Origin of the sequence: uncultured Adlercreutzia sp., assembly GCF_958431955.1 — a bacterium.
In the GTDB taxonomy this organism is placed as follows: Bacteria; Actinomycetota; Coriobacteriia; order Coriobacteriales; family Eggerthellaceae; genus Adlercreutzia.
This window is the reverse complement of the sequence record NZ_CAUASN010000016.1, coordinates 20,195-39,323: the sequence shown is the minus strand read 5'-3', so window position 1 is coordinate 39,323 and position 19,129 is coordinate 20,195. Positions and strand designations below refer to the sequence as shown.

At 65.2% G+C, this 19,129-nt stretch carries 16 protein-coding genes and 1 tRNA gene; 9 read left to right on the top strand and 8 right to left on the bottom strand.

Annotation, left to right across the window (positions count from 1 at the left end; translation table 11 throughout):
- Window positions 1-28: 28 nt before the first annotated feature.
- Complete coding sequence (locus Q5064_RS06530) at window positions 29-1,312, bottom strand: MFS transporter (protein WP_302963171.1); 1,284 nt, start codon at window positions 1,310-1,312, stop codon at window positions 29-31.
- Between the two features lie 451 nt (window positions 1,313-1,763).
- Between Q5064_RS06530 and Q5064_RS06525 the strand changes: the two genes are divergently transcribed.
- From Q5064_RS06525 to Q5064_RS06510, 4 genes are all read left to right on the top strand, one after another.
- Window positions 1,764-1,961: a type II toxin-antitoxin system HicA family toxin gene (locus tag Q5064_RS06525; RefSeq protein ID WP_302963169.1), complete on the top strand. Its 198-nt coding sequence runs from the start codon at window positions 1,764-1,766 to the stop codon at window positions 1,959-1,961.
- Between the two features lie 23 nt (window positions 1,962-1,984).
- Window positions 1,985-2,389 carry a type II toxin-antitoxin system HicB family antitoxin gene (locus tag Q5064_RS06520; RefSeq protein ID WP_302963168.1) on the top strand — a complete coding sequence of 135 codons (405 nt, stop codon included), beginning with the start codon at window positions 1,985-1,987 and terminating at the stop codon, window positions 2,387-2,389.
- Between the two features lie 5 nt (window positions 2,390-2,394).
- Window positions 2,395-2,715: a co-chaperone YbbN gene (locus Q5064_RS06515; RefSeq protein WP_302963166.1), complete on the top strand. Its 321-nt coding sequence runs from the start codon at window positions 2,395-2,397 to the stop codon at window positions 2,713-2,715.
- Between the two features lie 274 nt (window positions 2,716-2,989).
- Complete coding sequence (locus Q5064_RS06510) at window positions 2,990-4,285, top strand: sensor domain-containing diguanylate cyclase (RefSeq protein ID WP_302963201.1); 1,296 nt, start codon at window positions 2,990-2,992, stop codon at window positions 4,283-4,285.
- An 80-nt stretch (window positions 4,286-4,365) separates the two neighbouring features.
- Here the strand turns inward: Q5064_RS06510 and Q5064_RS06505 are convergent, their stop codons facing one another.
- A complete protein-coding gene (locus Q5064_RS06505; RefSeq protein ID WP_302963164.1) occupies window positions 4,366-4,950 on the bottom strand; it encodes a TIGR00730 family Rossman fold protein in 585 nt (194 codons plus the stop codon).
- A 281-nt stretch (window positions 4,951-5,231) separates the two neighbouring features.
- Between Q5064_RS06505 and Q5064_RS06500 the strand changes: the two genes are divergently transcribed.
- Window positions 5,232-6,254, top strand: coding sequence for a VanZ family protein (locus tag Q5064_RS06500; protein ID WP_302963162.1), 1,023 nt, complete (start codon window positions 5,232-5,234; stop codon window positions 6,252-6,254).
- A gap of 364 nt (window positions 6,255-6,618) precedes the next feature.
- Complete coding sequence (locus Q5064_RS06495; protein ID WP_302963160.1) at window positions 6,619-8,025, top strand: uracil-xanthine permease family protein; 1,407 nt, start codon at window positions 6,619-6,621, stop codon at window positions 8,023-8,025.
- Between the two features lie 186 nt (window positions 8,026-8,211).
- Here Q5064_RS06495 and Q5064_RS06490 read toward each other — a convergent pair whose 3' ends face one another.
- The 3 genes from Q5064_RS06490 to Q5064_RS06480 form a co-directional block, all read right to left on the bottom strand.
- Window positions 8,212-8,577, bottom strand: coding sequence for a DUF488 domain-containing protein (locus tag Q5064_RS06490; RefSeq protein WP_302963158.1), 366 nt, complete (start codon window positions 8,575-8,577; stop codon window positions 8,212-8,214).
- A 183-nt stretch (window positions 8,578-8,760) separates the two neighbouring features.
- Entirely contained in the window at window positions 8,761-9,933 is a 1,173-nt protein-coding gene (locus Q5064_RS06485; protein ID WP_302963157.1) for an iron-containing alcohol dehydrogenase, read from the bottom strand.
- A gap of 11 nt (window positions 9,934-9,944) precedes the next feature.
- Window positions 9,945-11,147, bottom strand: coding sequence for a hypothetical protein (locus Q5064_RS06480; RefSeq protein ID WP_302963156.1), 1,203 nt, complete (start codon window positions 11,145-11,147; stop codon window positions 9,945-9,947).
- 109 nt (window positions 11,148-11,256) lie between these two features.
- Between Q5064_RS06480 and Q5064_RS06475 the strand changes: the two genes are divergently transcribed.
- Window positions 11,257-11,826: an NAD(P)H-dependent oxidoreductase gene (locus tag Q5064_RS06475; protein WP_302963154.1), complete on the top strand. Its 570-nt coding sequence runs from the start codon at window positions 11,257-11,259 to the stop codon at window positions 11,824-11,826.
- On the opposite strand, the gene Q5064_RS06470 is transcribed toward Q5064_RS06475, so the two are convergent.
- Window positions 11,823-14,480, bottom strand: coding sequence for an excinuclease ABC subunit UvrA (locus Q5064_RS06470; RefSeq protein WP_302963153.1), 2,658 nt, complete (start codon window positions 14,478-14,480; stop codon window positions 11,823-11,825). The two genes, Q5064_RS06475 and Q5064_RS06470, sit on opposite strands and share 4 nt — an antisense overlap.
- A 588-nt stretch (window positions 14,481-15,068) precedes the next feature.
- Here Q5064_RS06470 and Q5064_RS06465 point away from each other — a divergent pair.
- Entirely contained in the window at window positions 15,069-16,028 is a 960-nt protein-coding gene (locus Q5064_RS06465) for an Abi family protein (protein WP_302963152.1), read from the top strand.
- A gap of 247 nt (window positions 16,029-16,275) precedes the next feature.
- Here the strand turns inward: Q5064_RS06465 and Q5064_RS06460 are convergent.
- Window positions 16,276-16,351, bottom strand: a tRNA-Thr gene (locus Q5064_RS06460).
- Window positions 16,352-16,481: 130 nt separating this feature from the next.
- Window positions 16,482-17,753: an ArsB/NhaD family transporter gene (locus Q5064_RS06455; RefSeq protein WP_302963151.1), complete on the bottom strand. Its 1,272-nt coding sequence runs from the start codon at window positions 17,751-17,753 to the stop codon at window positions 16,482-16,484.
- A 227-nt stretch (window positions 17,754-17,980) separates the two neighbouring features.
- Here Q5064_RS06455 and Q5064_RS06450 point away from each other — a divergent pair, with 227 nt between their 5' ends.
- Window positions 17,981-19,063, top strand: coding sequence for a hypothetical protein (locus Q5064_RS06450; protein WP_302963150.1), 1,083 nt, complete (start codon window positions 17,981-17,983; stop codon window positions 19,061-19,063).
- Window positions 19,064-19,129: the final 66 nt, after the last annotated feature.

Below are 19,129 nucleotides of genomic sequence, written 5' to 3'. Positions count from 1 at the left end.
GTTCCTGGGCGGCAGGCTGCCCCGTCGCTCAGGCCTCATCGAGTGCCCGCACCGAGCGAGGAAGGTACAGCACCAGCCCCAACGTCAGGCAGGCGAGGCCGTCTAGCAGGAAGAACGGTGCGATGCCGATCTGCTCGGCCAGCACGCCGCCGACGGCTACGCCGATGGGCGCCGCAAGGCCGGTGGCCGCCGTGAGCAGGCCCATGGCGCGACCCATCTTCTCGTCGGGCACGTGACGCTGGGTGAGCGTCATCAGCGGCCCGTTGAACCAGGCGCAGGCGACGGCCATGGCCCCCATCATCAGCACGAAGGCGGGGAAGCCGTCGGGTGGCAAGAGGCCGCAGACTGCTGTGCACACGCCCACGACGACCGCGGCCACGGCGATGAGCCCCGCCAGGCGCCGGCCCCCGCCCCAGGCCATGAGGATCATCGAGCCCGCCAGCATGCCGATGCCGAAGGCGGCCTCGCCGATGGAGGCGTCGTAGCCGTTGCCGCCGAAGTGGTTGTAGGTCATGAGCGGGCACATGGCCGACAGTGGGCCGAAGATCATCATGCCTACGGTCACGCCGCCGATGAGCAGCAGAAGCCCGCGGGTCTTCGCCACGGCGCGCCAGCCGTCGCGCAGGTTGGCCAGCACGTGCTGACGCTCGGCCGACGGGTCTACCACGGTGGGCACCTTCGCCAGCAAAAGCCCCGCGACGGCAATGCAGGCGCCGGCGAAGTCGAGGAACATCACCGACGAGAAGCCGAGGGTGGTGTACAGGAAGATGCCGAAGGCCGGCGCCCCGATGGAGGCGATGGCGGCCAGCAGCTGGTCCAAGGTGTTGATGCGCAAGAGGTGCTTGTCGGGCACGAGCATGGGCATGGCCGCCATCATGGCCGGGGTGTGGAAGGCCTGGCCCACCGCGCGGGCTACGCACACGGCCAAAAGCAGCGGAAGGGACACATCGCCGGCTAAGATGAGCAGGCCCGCAACCAGCGATATTGCGCCTACGGCCCCGTCGGCGGCGATCATGATGAGCTTGCGGTTGTGCTTGTCGGCCACGATGCCGCCGAAGGGCGAGAGCAGCCCGATGGGCAGCATGGCGGCGATGTTCATGGCGGCTAGCGCGAGTGCGCTGCCGGTGGATTCGGTCACGTACCACACCACCGCGTAGCCGGCGGCGAAGCTGGTGATCATGGAAACCGCCTGGCCGGCCCAGATGAACGCGATGATGGCGAGCCAGTTTTTGGCCAAAGGAAGGCCGGCGGCGCTCAAGGGCGCGCTGGGGGCAGAGGGGACGTGCGGTGCAGTTTGGGGGTTCTCGGTCACGGGAATCTCCTTCGAGGTATGGTCCGGCGGCGGTCGCCCTCGCAAAGAAGCGCGGGGCACGCTGTCCAGTGTGGGGTTGCGGATGCGGTTGCGCCATCACCTGCGGATTGCAAATGCGCGCGCAACGAGAAGTTGCCCTGTCGGCAACGAACGCTCACGGCCCGGAGCGTATCCGGACGATAGCGAAGCGCGTATGTTAGAGCAAAAGCATCTCGGCCATCAAAGCACCTTACCTCGGTCGATTCCAAGTTCGCCCAGTGTAGGAAAGAAAACGCTCTAAGTCAAATTGCTGCATTTGAATGAGAACATTTGTGCTATAATAAAACAAATGTTTAGGTTGGTTCGCCTAACTCCTCGGAGGACAGCCGATGGTCGGTGGTGAGAGTTAATCGGCAACACTCTCTTATTAACAAATATAAAAATATTTGTTATTCTGAGGAGGTGCAGAAGAATGAAGGGGTATTCTTCTCGACAAGTTATCAGGTTGCTGAGGGCGGATGGCTGGTTCGAAGTGGCTGTGGTGGGCAGCCACCACCAGTTCAAGCACCCTGAGAAGCCGGGTCGGGTAACCGTGAAACATCCCGTTAAGGATATCCCGCGGAAAACGCTCGACTCCATAGGACGGCAGGCAGGGCTTGTGTTCCCCTGACAAGAGTGATGAGAGAAGGGGCTATGATGAAGAAACCCGAACGATATTTCTATCCTGCGGTGTTCTCCTACGAGGAGGGGGAGGACATTGCCGTGGTCTTTCCCGATCTTGATGTTGCGACGAGCGGTAAAGACGAGGACGACGCGTTGCTCGCCGCCCGTGAGCTGCTTGGCTGCGTGATGTTCGGCCGGGAGGAGGACGGCGAGGAAATTCCGGCGCCCACGGCGCTCAACAGGCTTTCCCTGGGGAAGAACGAGGAGACGGTGCTTGTCGATGTATATATGCCGTCGGTGCGTCAGGCGCAGTCGTCGAGGGCGGTCAATCGCACGGTCACCTTGCCGGCGTGGCTCAATGCGGCGGCGGTGGAGCATGGAATCAACTTCTCTCAAACGCTGCAAATTGCTCTGCGACAGCAGCTGGGGATGTGAGGCTGATGGTTCAGCTTACGCGGGAAAACTTCGATGAGGAGGTCACAGAGGCAGCGGGATGCGTGCTCGTGGATTTCTGGAGCCGGGGATGCGGCCCGTGCCGCGCCATGGAGCCGGTGCTTGAGGCAGTGGCCGCGCATCATCCAGAGGTGAAGGTGGCTCAGCTGAATGTGGCAGAGCATCCTGATATCGCGTGGGCGTTCCAGGTCGTAAGCGCCCCGACGTTGCTGCTATTCCGTGACGGAGTACTCGCTGGTGAGATCGTCGGCGCCGTTCCCCGCTCGCGCATAGAGGAGCTCTTGGCGACCGGCGCGGTTCGTTTTTGAGCGAATAATCCGCTACTGACGTGCTATCATACGAGAATTAGCGTGTTGGAATGCCGCCGCAGGGGGCGGCCGTCCGCGATCAGCCGAGGAAGAGGGAATTCGCATGGTGTCCTTGAGTCGTATCTTTCGTCGGGGCGAAGCATCTGGAAGCGAAGCGGGCGACGCTCAGGCGAGCAACCCCTCCCCCGCCGAGCCGTCCGCTCCTTCTGCGAGTCCCGAGGTTCCCGCAGCTCCCTCGCCGGACGCGAGCCCTGCGGAAGCGCCTGATGTGCTGATGCTCGCCCGGGAGTTTCTCGGCAACTTCCCCGGCGGCATGTTCCGCTATCCCGCCGAGGGACCCGATACCCTGGATTGCGTGAGCGCGGGAATGCTCTCCCTGTTCGGGTGCGCCGACGCCGTCGCGTTCAGCGCGCTGACGGGCGACACGTTTTCGGGGCTCGTGCATCCTGACGACCGGGAGCGCGTGCTGCGCGAGATCCAGGAGCAGATAGCCGAGCGCAACGACGACCATGTGCGCTACCGCATCCTGCGCGCCGACGGCGAGGTGCGCTGGGTGGAGGACTGGGGGCATCTGGCCGCCGACGCCGAAGGCAAGCGCTGGTTCTACGTCACCCTCATGGACATTACCGACCAGGTGCGCGACGAGGGTGACCTGCGCCGCGCCAACGAGCGCCTGGAAATCCTCACGGCGCTCTCCAACGACGTGCTCTTCGATATTGAATGCGCCACGGGGGCGGCCCATGTGTACGGCGATTTCGAGGGGCGCTTCGGCCGCGCGCCGGAGCAGCCCGACTTCGTGGTGCACCGCCGTTGCCAGAAGCCGTGCAATCTGGACATCACCTCCTACGACCTCTCGCCGCTCATGGAGCAGATCGGCGAGAACTCCCTGGTCGACTTTGAGACCTCCACACCGGGCCCCAACGGGGAGCCGGTGTGGTACCGCTACCAGTCGGTGGTGCTCTACGACGAGGAGGGCGGTCCGGTGCGCCATGTGGGGCGCCTGCTGGATACGAGCGAGGCGGCCCAGCGCGAGAGCCAGTTCCGCCGCAAGGCCGAGCGCGACGGCCTCACGGGACTCTACAACCGGGCGGCGGCACTCGACCGCATCGAGACGCTGCTCGCGAGCGAAGACCGCCCGTGCACGCTCATCGCTGTTGACGTGGACGACTTCAAGGGCGTGAACGACACCTACGGTCATTTGGCGGGCGATGCGGTGCTGAAGGAGCTGGCCGCGTTCCTCTCGCAGGTGATGCGCAAGGAGGACGTCGTGGCCCGCATGGGCGGCGACGAGTTCCTCATCTTCGCGCCCGGCCTGGCCGCCGGCCCCGCCACCGACCGCGTGCTCGAGCATTTGGCCCGCGGCCCCTTCGCCACCCAGCGTGCTACCGACGAGGCGGCCAAGGCCGCGGGGCAGGCGCCTTCCCACGCCACACCCTCCATCAGCATCGGTGCCGCGTGCTGCCTCACGCCGCCGATGCCCTTCGAGGAGCTGTACGCCGTGGCGGACAGCACGCTCTACCAGGCGAAAGACGCCGGCAAGGCCCAGTACTGCCTGACGGTGATCGGCTAGGTGCCGGTACGATCGCGCGCGGCACGCGGCGCATGAGTGGGTGGCGCGCGGTGCGGGCTGGTGCCCGGCGCCCGCGGGATCTAGCCCTTCTGCAGCAGCGGCCCCTCGCAGCGAGTGTGCGGACGCGCATCCGCGGTGGCTACCAGGTGGGCCAACTCGTCCATCGAGCGCGGGAAGAGGCAGCGGTCTAAGTCGCACTGGTCGAAGAAGCGGTGGTCCACCATGGATGCCAAAAAGGCGGCCAGAGGATCGTAGAAGCCGTCGATGTTCAGCAGGAAGCACTCATGCGGCCCCAGGTCGAGCCGCACGCGGGTGATGATCTCGGAGATCTCCTCCAAGGTGCCCACGCCGCCGGGCAGCGCCACGAACACGTCCCCCAGCTCGATCATCTTCGCCTTGCGCTCGCCCATGGTCTCGCACACGATTAACTCGGTGAGGTCGTGTTGGGCCACACCGGCCTCGATGAAGAACGCGGGCTCCACGCCGATGACGGGTGCGCCTCCCTCGAGGGCTGCCTGGGACACAGCGCCCATGAGCCCCACGGAGCTGCCGCCGTAGACGAGAGTGTGCCCCTCTCGGGCAATCCAGACGCCGAGTGCGCGGGCCGCTTCAATGAAGCGCGGGTCGTCGCCGGGGTTAGACCCGCAGTATACGGTAATGTTCATGGTTCTCTCCTCGGTAGTGGGTTTCAGCTGGTCGGAGAAAGACCCCAGCATAGCACGACGTCTGCGGAGCGGCAAATCGTCCGATCCGGTCTCCGCCCGCGAACGCCCTGCTGTGCGGATGCACCTGCGATTCGGTCCTCCTTCGGGTGCTCCGACCCTGCGCGCTGATGCCTTACGGCCTCCAATCACTTCCCTTACTCTGCTGTCACCTTTGCTGCGCGATGGCAGCCGCCGCGCTATGCTGACCCTCGTCCGATGCACAAGAGAGAAGGAGCGGGCCGGTGGGCGCCATCAAGCATTTTCTGGGGAACTACAGCGAGAACTTCGCGGCGGCGCTCATTCTGTGGCCGATAGTGGCCTTCCTGCTGACCTTGCCGATTCTGGCCTACCTGTACCATCGGGACGGGCGTTTGCGCTTCGGCTCGTTCGCCGGCGCGTACCTGGCGGTCCTCTACATGGTGGGACTTGGGTGCTTCACGCTGTACCCGCTGCCCTCCGGCGATGCGGGGCCGGGCATCACCTATGCAGTGCCCGCCAACTTCAACCCGCTGAACTTCGTGAACGACGTCGCGAAGGACGGCTTGAAGGCGGTCTTTCAGCTGCTGTTCAACGTGGTGTTCTTCGTGCCGCTCGGATTCATCGCCGGCCGTCTCCTGCGCCTGCGCTTCGTGCCGTCGGTCCTGCTCGGCCTGGCCGCGTCGGTGCTTATCGAGACGGCGCAGCTCACGGGATTTTTCGGGCTGTACCCTTATGCCTATCGCTGCTGCGATGTGGACGACGTGATCACCAACACGCTCGGCGCGGCGCTCGGGTGGCTGTGCGCCTGGCTTCTGGGGCGGGTGGTGCCGCCGGGAAAGCTCGCCGATGCCGAGACGACCGAGCGACCGGGTTTTGTGCGCCGATGCGTGGCGCTGTGGCTCGACCTGCTCATCGTGGGCCTTGCGGCCATCGTGCCCTACGGCGCGGCAGCGCTGGCCTTGGAGGCGGTCGGCGCGTCGGCTCTGCAGCTGCCCGGGCTCACGGCGGCTCAAACGGTGGACGCGGTCATGGGCACCTGCGCCGTGGCGGCCTTCGCGCTCGTGGAGGTCGTCATCCCCTGGATTCACGACGGCTCCACACCCGGAGGCTCCTTCGTGCGCATGACCTTCGAGACCCATCCGCGCACGACGGGCTACCGCGCGGTGTTCTACGTCGTACGCACGGCCACCCTCGTCGCCGCCCTCTTCGTGTGGCCGTGGCTCATCCCGCTGCTGCTCCTGTTCTACCTCATCAAGCGCGAAATGCCCTACGACCTCATTCCCTGAGGCGGTCTTTTGAGCAGAAAATGCCGGTTTTCGTAGAATTGGCGACACAGTGCCGTGAATTGTGAAGAGTCCACCTGGGAAAACGCCTGATCTGGAATCGGCCGGGCCTCTACTTGGCTACGAAAACCGTCGGTTTCTTCCCCGTTTGCGCGAAAGGGGCTGTTTTGTGCAGTCGCTCAGCACCTTGCGGGGCGTTTTGGCCCCTCGCGGAGGCGAAACGGGACGGCAACGGAAGCCGTGCCATAATAGGCGAGGTCGGCTCGCGGGGCGGCCGCGCCGGCAGTCGCGCAGCAAGCGCGGCGGGGCGCGGGGCGCACGAGCGGGCAGGCCGCGCCTGTTCGCCGCGATGATGCGAGGTTTGCCAATGAGCGATACCAAGACTGTGCCCACCATGGGTGCCGACGATGCCCCCGACGCCGTTTACGATGCCCGAACCCTGGGCGCGCCGAAGATGACCATCTTCGGTATCCAGCACATGTTCGCCATGTTCGGCGCAACCATTCTGGTGCCCACCCTCACGGGGCTTTCCGTGTCGGCGACGCTTCTGTTCGCCGGTTTGGGCACGCTGCTGTTCCACTTTCTCTCGAAGGGGAAGGTGCCGGCCTTCCTGGGCTCGTCCTTCGCGTTCATCGCCGGATACGCGGCCATCGCCCCGAACGGCGAGGCGCACCTTCTGCCCTACGCGTGCCTGGGCGTGGCGTGTGCGGGTCTTCTGTACCTCATTGTCTCGGCGCTGTTCAAGGTGTTCGGGCCGCGGCGCATCATGCGCTTCTTCCCGCCCGTGGTCACCGGCCCCATCGTCATCTGCATCGGCCTCATCCTGGCCTCGTCGGCCATCGCGAACTGCGAGACGAACTGGCCCGTGGCGCTCGTGGCCATCGCCATCATCGTCATCAGCAACATCTGGGGCCGCGGCATGATCCGCATCATCCCCATCCTGCTCGGCGTCATCGGCTCCTACGTGGTGGCGGCCATCGTGGGTCTCGTGGACTTCACGCCTGTGGCTGAAGCCTCATGGGTGGGCCTGCCGGTGCTGTGGGACAACACGGTGTTCGCCCTGTTCGGCCCTGAGTTCGATACCGGACTAGCCATCACTGCCATCATCACCATCATGCCGCTGGCCTTCGCCACCATCATCGAGCACATCGGCGACATGTCGGCCATCAGCTCCACCTGCAACCGCAACTTCATCGCCGAGCCGGGCCTGCATCGCACGCTGCTCGGCGACGGTCTGGCCACCATCCTGGCGTCGCTCTTCGGCGCGCCGGCCAACACCACCTACGGCGAGAACACCGGCGTGCTCGCGCTGACCCGCGTGTTCGACCCGCGCGTGGTGCGCATTGCGGCGTGCTTCGCCATCCTGTTCTCGTTCTGCCCGAAGTTCGCGGCGGTCATCTCCTGCATGCCGGCCTGCGTGATCGGCGGCGTGTCGCTCGTGCTGTACGGCATGATCTCGGCGGTGGGCATCCGCAATCTGGTGGAGAACCACGTGGACTTCATGGCCAGCCGCAACGTGCTTATCACCGCGCTCATCCTGGTGCTGTCGCTCGGTATCGCCTATAGCGCGGCCGGCGCCATCGCGTTCGAGGTGGGCGGCGTGACCATCGCGCTGTCGGGCCTGGCCGTGGGTTCCATCGTGGGCATCGTGCTGAACATCGTGCTGCCGGGCAAGGAAGAGGCCTGGGACGGCGGCCTGGCTGCCGAGGCCGAGGCCGACGATGTGCCGCTGCCTTTGGAGGCGGAAGTCACGAACCTGCCTATCGCGGACTAGCGCGGCGAATTTCAATCGTCCGGGCGCGTGCGGGACTGCCCGGCGCGGGGATGGGGCGGAACGCCCCGTGCTCAAGCAATGGCTCGCTCGGCGGAACAGCCCACTGGGCTGTTCCGTTCGCTGCGCAACCTGCGCGCGGGGCGCCCCGCCCCATCCCCGCGCCTCCCTCGCTTGGCGGTACGCGCCCTATTCGTGCTCAGGGAGCCACTGGGCGAGCACGACGGCTTCGTTCTCCTTCTCGTTGCGGGCGGCGTACAGGAGCGTGACGCGCGGGTAGGCTGCCACGTCGGGACCGGCGAGCTTCTTCGCGAAGGCGAGTGCCTCGGGGTTCGCGTTCAGCTCTTCCACGTACTTCGCCTGGAACATGTCCCATTTCGCCGGGTCGTGGCCGAAGGCCTTCCGCAGTTCGGTGGAAGGGGCCAGAAACTTCGCCCACTCGTTGTAGTGCACGCGCTCCTTCGTCAGCCCGCGCGGCCACAGCCGATCCACCAGCACCCGGTAGCCGTCGCTTTCCTCGTAGGGCTCGTATACGCGCTTGATGACGATTTCCATGACTGGCCTCCTTGTCTGACGGCCATGATTATGGCGGCCGAAGTCCCTTGCGTGCTGGGCGGGCGCAGCCTGTAAACAAAACGCTCTCGCCTTGTAACAGGCGAGAGCGTTTTCGATTGCGGGGAGTCGGGCGAGAACTCGGCGGAGTTGCTCGCGCGCAGGGTGCGCAGCGGCCGGGTGACCCTACAGCGCCAGCTTGTAGATCTCCGCGGCGTCTTCCAAGGTCAGCTTTTTGAAGCTGCCGAAGGGGACGCCCTTGTTCTGGGCGAGCGTCGGCAGCATCTTCGGGATATCGGCCTCTTCCACGCCCAGCTCGGTCAAGGTGGTGGGCATTCCCAGGCTCGCGAAGAAGCTGCGGGTCTCATCGATGGCCGACAGCGCGTCGGCGTTCACGTCGCCAGTGGGCACAAGCCCGAACACCGCCTGGCCGTAGAAGGCGAAGCGCGCCGGGTTCTCGCTGTAGACGTACTCCATCCAGGCGGGGAACATGACGGCGAGGCCCGCTCCGTGGGTGATGGCCGGGTCGAGTGCCGACAGCTCGTGCTCCAGCCCGTGGGTGGCCCAGTCCTCGTGGCGCCCCACGCCGGCGAGCCCCTGGTGGCAGAGCATGCCGGCCCACATGATGTTCGCGCGGGCATCGTAGTTGTCGGGATCGGCCAGCACGCGGGGCGCCTCGGCGCGGATGGTGTTCATGAGCGACAGGTTCAGATTGTCGGTCACGGGCACCGCGCCCACGTCGTCGAAGAAGCGCTCCAGCAGGTGGCAGTACATGTCGGTGAGGCCCGCGGCCGTTTGGAAGGGCGGCAGCGTGAAGGTGAGCTCGGGGTTCATGAAGGCGAACTTCGGGCGCTGGGCGTTGTTGGCGTAGCCGGTCTTGCGTCCCAGCTCGTCGTTGGAGACGACGGTGTTCTTCGAAGCCTCGGAGCCCGCAGCCGGAATGGTGAGCACCACGGCGATGGGCAGCACGTCGTGGTCGAGCGCCTTCGTCTCGAAGAGCTCCCACACGTCGCAGTCCACGCAGGCGCCGTTGGCGATGGCCTTGGCCGAGTCGATGACCGAGCCGCCGCCCACGGCCAAGATCCAGTCGACGTCGCCCTCCTTGCACAGGCGCACGCCCTCGCGCACGAGCGTGATCTCGGGGTTCGGGCGCACGCCGCCCAGCTCGATATGCTCGATGCCGGCGGCGTCGAGCGAGGCTCCCACGCGGTCGATGAGCCCCGAGCGGCGGGCGCTCTCGCCGCCGAAGTGCACGAGTACGCGGCGGGCGCCGGCCTCGGCCAACTTGGCGCCGACCTCATCCTCGGCGCCGCGGCCGAATACGAAGTGGGTGGGGGAGACGAATTCGAAGTTCTCCATGGATATCCTTTCTATCGGGCGATACGGTCGAGCAGGTCTATCTTCTTGCGCACGGCGTCGACGATGGTGGCGATGCGGCGCTCGGGAATGTTGGGGTTCTTCGCGAGGATGGCGCCCACCTGCTCGGCGTAGCCATCCAGCATGGCGGCGTCATACCAGTCGAAGTAGCCGTCAAACAGGCGCAGCTGGTCGGCCGGCTTCATGCCGTTCATTTTGAAGGGCTTGGCCATGTACAGGAAGTCGCCGGGAACCTCCAGCAGCTCGGCGTTGGACCACAGGCACGACCCCGTGTCGAACACCGGCGCGATGCCGGTCACCTCCAGGGTTTCCACGTTGCGGATGATGCCGAAGTTGCGGTAGTGGCGATCGCGGTTGGCCAGCACGAAGTCGCCGGCGAACATCTGGGCGAGCGCGGTCATGGTTGCATCGCGATCAAGGCCGAGGTCTTCCAGCCGTTTCACGTAGAAGCCGAGGTCGGACAGGTTGTTCGGCTGCTTCACGTTGCGGATGACATCCCAGGCGGCCACGAGCTCCTCGTCGGGTCCCAGCAGGTTGGCGCAGGCGGAATAGACGCGGCGCCCGTCCTCGAACAACTCGTAGGGCGTGAACGCGCCAGGTGCCATGATCCGCTCGTGCAGCGCCGTGGCGGCCACCTCGTTGTAGGGCTCCTGGTTAACGAAACCCACCCCCGATTTCAGCAGCACGCGCTTCCCGTTCACGATCTTCCACTTCTTCAGAAGGTCGCCGCCGAGGGTGCTGTTGGGCGACGATAGGTTCACCGTGTGGTAGTCGGGCGCGTCGGGGGAGGAGCCCGCCGAGTCCTGGCCGAGCGTGAGGAAGCCCAAGTCGTCGGAGAAATCGTTGTCGAAGAAGTTGATGTCGTCCCAGCGCTTCGGGTCGTCCTCGTCGTTGAGCCAGTAGCGGTCGGAAAGCGACAGGCCGAAGCTCTTCTCGGCGAGCACCAGGGTGCTTTCCAGCTGCAAGTTCTCGAGCAGGCGCTTGACCTGCGCGCGGGAGGCCGGAATGGCGCGGTGGCGCCACCAGTAGTTCAGCTCGGCCCTCGAGATATCGCCGTGGCGGTCGGTAAGCCCGAAGGGCGCCGCCTCGGGCGCGATTACCTCGCGGATGCGCACGGCCTTGTGGTCGTCCAGGTCGTAATCGAACGAGAGCACGGGCGTGTTCTTGTTCATAAGCGTGTAGTGGGCAGTTGCCATCGACTCACCGCCTTCCAAAGCCCTTCCGCATGATGCTTCCCCATTATAAGGGAGGCGGCTTGGCCCTGCGGCGCTACAATGGGGGAGATTTCGGAAAAGGAGGAGCCCCATGACCGTACTGTTCGTGAACGCCTGCCTGCGAGGTGAGGAGTCGCGCACGCTCACCTTGTGCCGCGAGTATTTGGGGGGCATCGAGGATGTGAAGGAAGTCGATCTCGCCGAGCTGAAGCTCGAGCCCTACTACGGCCCGTCGGCAGCCTATCGCGCCCAGCTGGAGGCCAAGGGGCTCTTCGACGACCCCATGTTCGACATCGGAAAGGACTTCGCCGAGGCCGATGAGATCGTCATCGGCGCGCCGTACTGGGACTTGTCGTTTCCCGCGGCGCTGAAGATATACATCGAGCACGCGGCGGTCATGGGCATGACCTTCCACTACACCGAGGAGGGCCGCTGCGAGGGGCTGTGCCGCGCGAAGCACCTCACCTACATCACCACGGGCGGCGGCGAGGTGAGCACCATGAACTACGGCTACGAGTACCTCTGCGGCATCGCCGGCATGTTCGGCATTCCCGAGACGCGGTTTGCGGCCGCCGAGAACCTGGACGTGGTGGGCGCCGACATCGAGGCGAACATGAACGAGGCCCGCGCCACCCTCGCCAAGCTGAAGGCTGCGCGCTAGCCTTCCAGCTCGCGGGCGAGGTAGCGGCCGGTGATGCTCATCGGGCAGGCGGCCACCTGGGCGGGCGTGCCCTCCGCGACGATGCGGCCCCCCTGCTCGCCGCCGCCCGGGCCCATGTCGATGAGGTAGTCGGCGTTGGCGATCATGTCCAGGTCGTGCTCGATCACCACCACGGTGGCGCCGTGCTCGATGAGGTTCTGCAGCACGCCGATGAGGGTTTCCACGTCCAGCGGATGCAGCCCGATGGTGGGCTCGTCGAAGACGAAGAGGGTGTCGTCCTGGTTGCGACGCATCTCGCTGGCGAGCTTCAGGCGCTGGGCCTCCCCGCCGGAAAGGGCCGGGGTTGCCTCGCCTAAGGTGAGGTAGCCGAGTCCTAGGTTGTGCAGGATCTCCAGCTTGCTGTGCACCTTCTTCAGGGGCGCGAGGGCCGCAAGCGCCTGATCCACCGTGAGCGAGAGGATCTCCGGCAGCGAGAGGGTGCGCATGCCGTGGAAGTCGGCGGCGTGGTCACTCGCGCGGTGCGCGGCGGTTTCGGCGGCCTCCGCGTTTTGCGTAGCGTCGGACGCGCCGGGATAGTCGTTCACCTCCATCTGGATGGCCTCGGCCTCGTGCCCGTAGCGCGAGCCGCGGCAATCGGGGCAGGGGATGTCCACGTCGGGCAGAAACTGCACGTCGAGCGACACCTGGCCGGTGCCGTCGCAGGTGGGGCAGCGCAGCGACCCGGTGTTGTAGGAGAAGGCGCCGGCTTTGAGCTTCGCCGCCTTCGCCTCGGGTAGTTTCGCGAAGGCGCGGCGCAGCTCGTCGAGTACGCCGGAGTAGGTGGCCACGGTGGAGCGCACGTTCACGCCGATGGGCGTGGCATCCACCAGATCCACCCGCGCGATGCCCGGCGCATCTGCCTCTACCACGTGCCCGGGCAGAGTCCGCCCTGCCAGCTGCGCCTTCAGGCCGTCCACGAGGCTTTCCAGCACGAGCGTGGTCTTGCCCGAGCCGGATACGCCGGTCACGCAGGTGAGCCGTCCCTTGGGAATGCGCACCTCAAGCGGGTGCACCGTATGGATGGCGCCGGTTTCCAAGCGGATCGCGCCCTCGTCGAAGAGGTGCTCGGGCGCCACGGGTACGCGCACGCGCACCTTCGCCGTGCCGGCCAGAAACGGCCCGATGCGGCTTTCCGGGTCCGCTTCAAGGGCGGCCACCGAGCCTTGGGCAATCACGCGGCCGCCGTCGGCGCCCGAGCCGGGGCCGATCTCGATGAGGTGGTTCGCGTGGCGCAGCACGGCCACGTCGTGGTCTACCATCACCACCGAGTTGCCGTCGGACAACAGGTCGTCCATCACGCCGAGCAGCCCCTCCACGTTGGCCGGGTGCAGCCCGATGGAGGGCTCGTCCAGCACGTAGAGCACGCCGGTGGTGCGGCTGCGTACGGCGCGCGTGAGGGCCACGCGCTGGCGCTCGCCGTTGGAGAGCGTCTCGCTCGCGCGGTCGAGGGCCAGATACCCCAGCCCCAGCTGTTCCAAGCGTTCGATGGGCTCGCGCATCTCGCTTGTGATGGCCTCGGCCATCGGCCGCATATCGGCGGGCAGCCAGGGGGCCACCGTGGGCAGCCAATCGCGCAGCTCGTCCAAGGTGAATGCCGTGAGCTGCGCCAGGTTCAGCCCGTTTATCTCGCTGCCGCGGGCCTTCTCCGACAGGCGCGTGCCGTGGCAGGCAGGGCAAACCGACTCGCAGAGGAACTTCGCCACGCGGGCCATGCCCTTCTCGTCCTTCACCTTCGCAAGGGCGTTCTTCACGGTGTTCACGGCGCTGTAGTAGGTGAAGTCCAGCTCGGTGGCGTGGTCTTTGCCCTTGGGCACGTACAGGATGTGCTTCTTCTCCATGGGGCCGTGCAGCACGATGTCCTGCTCCTCGGGGGTGAGGTCCTGGTAGGGAACATCGGTGCGCACGCCCATCTCGCCGGCCACCTGGCTCATGAGCGACCACATGAGCTGCCGCCACGGAGCCACCGCTCCCTCGTCCAGGGAAAGCGTGGGGTCGGGAATAAGCGTGGACTCGTCGATGGTGCGCACCACGCCCGTGCCGCCGCACTCGGGGCACGCGCCGCCGGAGTTGAAGGCCAAATCCTCGGCGCCGGGGCCGTAGAACTCCTCGCCGCACACGCAGCAGGTGATGGGCTGCTCGGCGGCCACGGCCAAGGTCGGCGGGTTCAGGTGGCCGTGCGGGCAGCGGTGGCTGCCGAGGCGCGACATCATGAGGCGCAGGTAGTTCAGAAGCTCGGTGGAGGTGCCGAAGGTGGAGTGCACGCCTGGCACGCCCGGGCGCTGGCGCAGGGCGAGGGCCGCGGGCACGTGCAGCACCTCGTCCACGTCGGCGCGGCCGGTCTGCGAGATGCGCCGGCGGGTGTAGGTGGAAAGCGCCTCCAGGTAGCGGCGGCTGCCTTCGGCGTACAGCACGCCCAGCGCGAGCGAGCTCTTCCCCGAGCCCGACACTCCGGCAATACCCACGAGCTGGCGCAGCGGCACCTTCAGCGAGAGGTTCCTCAAGTTGTGCACCCGCGCCCCGCGCACCTCGATGCACTCGGGCTCAGTGAAGGTAGCGGGGCTGGCAGACGCCGGGTTGGCCAGCGCAGTCACGGCGGGGGTAGCGGAATCGGTCATAGTGGCTCCTGGGGAAAGGTGCGATGTCTTCCTGCTAGTGTAGCCCTTTGCCGCCGCAGGAAGGCGGCGACTTCGTTTCAGTTCCCCGAACGACGCGTTTGCGCACCTTCCGATTGAGGCACTGGTCGAAGAAAAAGCCCCGCAGATATTGGATGATCTCGAGAATATTTCGCCTATGGCGTCCCATAGCTCCGATTGGGTCTACACCTTCGGACGTGACAACGTATGGCAGCAACTCGAGCGCGCCATCTCTGCCGCTTCTAGTAGGTTGGCGAGCGGGTGTTGCCCTGAGAGCGCGGCTGTGGCCGCTGCTTTCTCACGGTTCGAAGGCCCCCATCCGCCCTCAGGTCCGCCAATTTTTAGGACGCGTTCGCAGACGGTTTGCGCCTGGCTTCGCAGCGTTCACTCTGGGAAAGGAGGGGCGTCCCCTGCTAGTCTTGAGTCAAGGGTGCTGAAACATCGTTGACGCAGGGAAATGTAATGTAGATTGCGGGTTGACCGAAGCTGAGTATTGCTTGAAGATGAAGCAAACAGTCCTATCGATTGTTTTCGATGGTTTCCCTTCGTGTCCACAAATCAGGAGGAAGCGTGCCGAAGTCCCTCAACGCCCTCATGAAGCATCTTCGCGATAGCGGGATAGCTATCAGCGGCTCCTCGCAGAAGCGGAAGTTGAAGAACATCGGGTACTATCATGGGTACAAAGGTTATCGATTTGCCGGCAAGGCCGTGAACAGACTTCCTATTACCAGCTTTACTCAAGTTGCGGCGTTGTACGACTTCGATACCCAGCTCAAAACACTGTTTTATCCTCGTGTTATGGCTATCGAAACGGCGTTGAAGAACTATGCGCTGGAGGCTGTGGTCCAAGACGCAGGCTCGGCGTCCTTCGAGATCATATGGCGCAAGAGTCTCACGGGCTATCGCTCCAAAACGGGAAAAGCCTATCGCAAGGCCTGGGAGGAGAGACAGCGCTTGCGTCAAGAAGTAGATGGCATGATTTACGGCCACAGAGGCCGAGACGTCATCGGCCATTTTCGGGATGCCGACAAGGACGTCCCTATCTGGGCTATCTTTGAGGTGATGACGCTCGGCAACTTCGGTGCGTTCTACCGTTGCCTCGATGCGCGCGTCAAAGCGAAGGTTGTGGACGATCTGGGCATGCCGGCGAACATCGATTCGGAGCGCAGATTGGGAGAGATGATCTTTGCGCTGAAGGACTTTCGCAACGCTATCGCTCATAACGCGGTTGTGCTCGATGTCAGATTCCAGAGTGGTGCAATCAGCGCAGCCGTTTCTCAATTACTCAAGCAGGAGACGGGCGTGAGTGGAGTTGACTTCGCGGACATAACGGACTACGTGGTTTTGCTCGTGTACCTCTTACGCCGCATGGGTTTCTCCAAGACGGAGTGCAGGCAGCTCATTGCAGGATATGATGCCATTATCGAGCGATATCGCGCGGAGCTTCCCTTCAATATGTACTCGAAGATTGTCAAGACGACCGCGCGCGGGAAGTTGACCGCCCTCCGACAATTCGTTAGCAACAGTTAGCGCTGGGCGGCTCGTTTGACATCCGTGTTAGAATGTTCCTTGAAAGCGGTGGAAGGCTGCGGCCGACACCTAGAAAAGCCCGACGCGTCGGGCTTTTCTCATGTCCGGCAAAGGATGTGGCATGATGGTCTGAGGAGCCGGAGGATTTCCTGGGCCTGCTGTGGCACTCCTGTGATAGTCTGCGGGCAACCTCGCTCAAAACGAAAGCAGGCCAGCAAGCTTTTCACCTGCTGACCTGCGGAAGTTCTGGAGCCAACGAGCGGATTCGAACCGCTGACCTACGCATTACGAGTGCGTTGCTCTACCAGCTGAGCCACGTTGGCATACGCGCTTCTTTCAGAAGCGACTGCAAAGTATAGCGAAAGCGAACGGGTTTCGCAAGGAGAAAACGCGAGGTCTTCGCAGGGGAGGTGAGCGGGGCGCGGGCGTTGCTGCCTTCCCTGCACCCGCCCTCTAAGCCGGGAAGCGGATGATGAGGTAGATCGCGGCGATGGCCACGGTGAGCAGCATGCAGGGGAAGCCGACGCGGAAGAACTGCGCGAAGGTGATGGGGTGCCCGTTCTGCTTGCCGATGTCGGCGAGCACCACGTTGGCGCTCGCGCCGATGAGCGAACCGTTGCCGCCGAGGCACGCACCGAGCGAGACGGCCCACCACAGCGGGGTCACGTCCATGCCGCCGGCCTGCATCGAGAGCAGGATGGGAATCATGGTGGCCACGAACGGGATGTTGTCGAGAAACGCCGAGACGATGGCCGAGCCCACGAGCAGCACGAGCATGGTGGCGAACACGCTGCCGCCCGTCGCGCCGATGATGCCCTGGGCCACCATGCCGATCACACCCGTTTCCGTGAGCGCCCCCACGATGACGAACAGCCCGGTGAAGAAGGCGAGCGTCACCCACTCCACCTCCGACAGCGCCTCCTCGATGCTCGTGCGCGACAGCAGCAGGATGGCGGCCGCCGCGGCGAGCGCGATCACGCAGGATTCAAGCCCCAGCGCGCCGTGGAACACGAATCCCACCACCACGAGCGCCGTGAGCACTGCCGACAGGCGCATGAGGCGGCGGTCCTTGATGTAGTCGGCGGGGTTCAGGGCCATCACCACCGCGGGGTTACGGGGGCTCCGCTCCATCTTCCGTCCGTAAACCAGATAGAACACGACCATCACGGCCGCAAGCGCCACGAGCACGGCCGGCCCGTCGACGGCGAGGAAGTCGGCGAAGGTGAGCTTCGCCGCCGAGCCGATCATAATGTTGGGCGGATCCCCGATGAGGGTTGCCGTGCCGCCGATGTTCGACGACAGGATCTCCGCCAGGAAAAACGGCACAGGGTGCAGATTCAGAAGCCGGCACAACGTCAGGGTGACCGGTCCCACCAACAGCACCGTGGTCACGTTGTCGAGGAAGGCCGACAAGCAGGCCGTCAGCACCATGAGCAGCGCCATAATGGCCCAGGGCCGCCCGCGGGCCGCCCGCGCGCAGCGGATGGCCAGGTACTCGAAGACACCCGAGCGCTTCACCACGGCCACGAACAGCATCATGCCCAGAAGTACGCCGAGGGTATTCAGATCCACGTGATCCATGGCCTGTTCGAAGGACACCACGTGCAGGATGAGCAGCAGCACCGCGCCGGCCAGCGCCGCGAGCGCGCGGTTCACCTTCTCGGAGATGACGAGCGCCAGCGTGCCGAGGAACACGATCACGGAGATGATCTGCGCTGCGGTCACCGGACACCTCCCGGACGAGTGTAGCTGGCAAGAACTGAGAATTACGCAACAACATTCTAGATCCGGACACCGTCTTTCGAGATTGCCCTTAAGCGCCTGGGAACGTGCAGGGGGAGAATTGTTACCCCGCAGATGAAGTTTCGGCAATGGCCCCCTGCCGGCCGCAACCACCCGTTTGGGGGGAGGGCGGCTGTGGTAGGGTGGCCTCGCAACAGAAAGGGGTTTCCATGATTTGCAATGTATATGCCAGCGTGCCTTTCGTGAACGGCGGCCGCTCCCTGATCTTGAACGGCTACGATCACACGCCGCCGTCGGTCAAGCGGGCCTACGTCGATGCGCTGTTGGGGGAGGCGGCGGGGTTTGCCGGCGAGGCTGTCGCTTGGGACGTGCGGAGCCTGACGTTAGGCGGCGGCTCGGCAAGCACGTTGCCCGAGGAGGAGCTGGGGAAGATGCTGCGGGGGCTCGGCCGGCTCCTTCCCATCGATCGCGCCACTCCCCTGTATGCCACGTTCGATCCCGGGTTGCTCACGGTGGGCCAGGCGAACCGCCTGCGAGAGGCCGGCCGCCCGCTGCCCGAGTTCCGCTATCTGGCTGCCGAGTCGCGCATCGCCGCCCTCTTTGAGATGCCCGCTGGTGAGGTGGAGATGGCGAAGACCGATCTGCTGCTCGAGCAGGTGGGTATCGACGATATCGGCATGCAGGTCGTCGTGGGGGCTCCGGGGCAGACTGCCGAGGAGGTTGAGGCGTCGCTGCGACGGGCCCTCCGCTCGACGGTGCAGCGCTTCACCCTGGTAACGCCGACTGCGCTTGGGGCTGATGCGCGTGAGACCGCAGTGGGCCACTACCGCCGGGCGGCCGCATGGCTCGGGGAGCGCGGGTTCGTCGAGCAGGCGCCGCTGCACTTCAGCCGCAACGGATCGGTGAATCCCGCGGTACTCGACCGCTACGCGCCCCTCGACGGCCCTGGTGTGGCAGGGCTCGTGTGCCTCGGGCCCTGCACGGCATCCTGCGCCGATGGCCTTGCCTGGTCGAACACTGGCGACATTGGCGCGTACATCGCAGCCGAGGGGGACTCCGAGATGGTGACGGCCCAGGTGGTCGAAATCGATACGCCGCTGCGCCGTTTGCGCGCCGACTTGAACGCGCTGTGGCGGGGCGATGCGGTGCAGGCCGATGCGTCCCGTCGGGCCGCGCTGACGGAGGGCGGTCTGTTCGAGAGCTGCGGCTCCGATGCCGTCGCGCTGTCGGAGTGGGGCCGCCTTTGCGCGGCTGAGGCCATGGCCCGCGCCGCGGAGGCTCTCTTCCGCTAACGCCTGCCTCGCCTCGCCCTCTGCCGCAGGGCTCTCCCGCGTCTCCCTATCGCAAGGGGCCCATCC

Excerpts from the sequence above, each read along its gene's own strand:
- Q5064_RS06525 (WP_302963169.1), top strand. The coding sequence starts at position 1,764 with ATGAAGGGGTATTCTTCTCGACAAGTTATCAGGTTGCTGAGGGCGGAT.
- Q5064_RS06520 (WP_302963168.1), top strand. The coding sequence starts at position 1,985 with ATGATGAAGAAACCCGAACGATATTTCTATCCTGCGGTGTTCTCCTAC.
- Q5064_RS06515 (WP_302963166.1), top strand. The coding sequence starts at position 2,395 with ATGGTTCAGCTTACGCGGGAAAACTTCGATGAGGAGGTCACAGAGGCA.
- Q5064_RS06510 (WP_302963201.1), top strand. The coding sequence starts at position 2,990 with ATGCTCGCCCGGGAGTTTCTCGGCAACTTCCCCGGCGGCATGTTCCGC.
- Q5064_RS06505 (WP_302963164.1), bottom strand. The coding sequence starts at position 4,950 with ATGAACATTACCGTATACTGCGGGTCTAACCCCGGCGACGACCCGCGC.
- Q5064_RS06495 (WP_302963160.1), top strand. The coding sequence starts at position 6,619 with ATGAGCGATACCAAGACTGTGCCCACCATGGGTGCCGACGATGCCCCC.
- Q5064_RS06490 (WP_302963158.1), bottom strand. The coding sequence starts at position 8,577 with ATGGAAATCGTCATCAAGCGCGTATACGAGCCCTACGAGGAAAGCGAC.
- Q5064_RS06485 (WP_302963157.1), bottom strand. The coding sequence starts at position 9,933 with ATGGAGAACTTCGAATTCGTCTCCCCCACCCACTTCGTATTCGGCCGC.
- Q5064_RS06480 (WP_302963156.1), bottom strand. The coding sequence starts at position 11,147 with ATGGCAACTGCCCACTACACGCTTATGAACAAGAACACGCCCGTGCTC.
- Q5064_RS06475 (WP_302963154.1), top strand. The coding sequence starts at position 11,257 with ATGACCGTACTGTTCGTGAACGCCTGCCTGCGAGGTGAGGAGTCGCGC.
- Q5064_RS06470 (WP_302963153.1), bottom strand. The coding sequence starts at position 14,480 with ATGACCGATTCCGCTACCCCCGCCGTGACTGCGCTGGCCAACCCGGCG.
- Q5064_RS06450 (WP_302963150.1), top strand. The coding sequence starts at position 17,981 with ATGATTTGCAATGTATATGCCAGCGTGCCTTTCGTGAACGGCGGCCGC.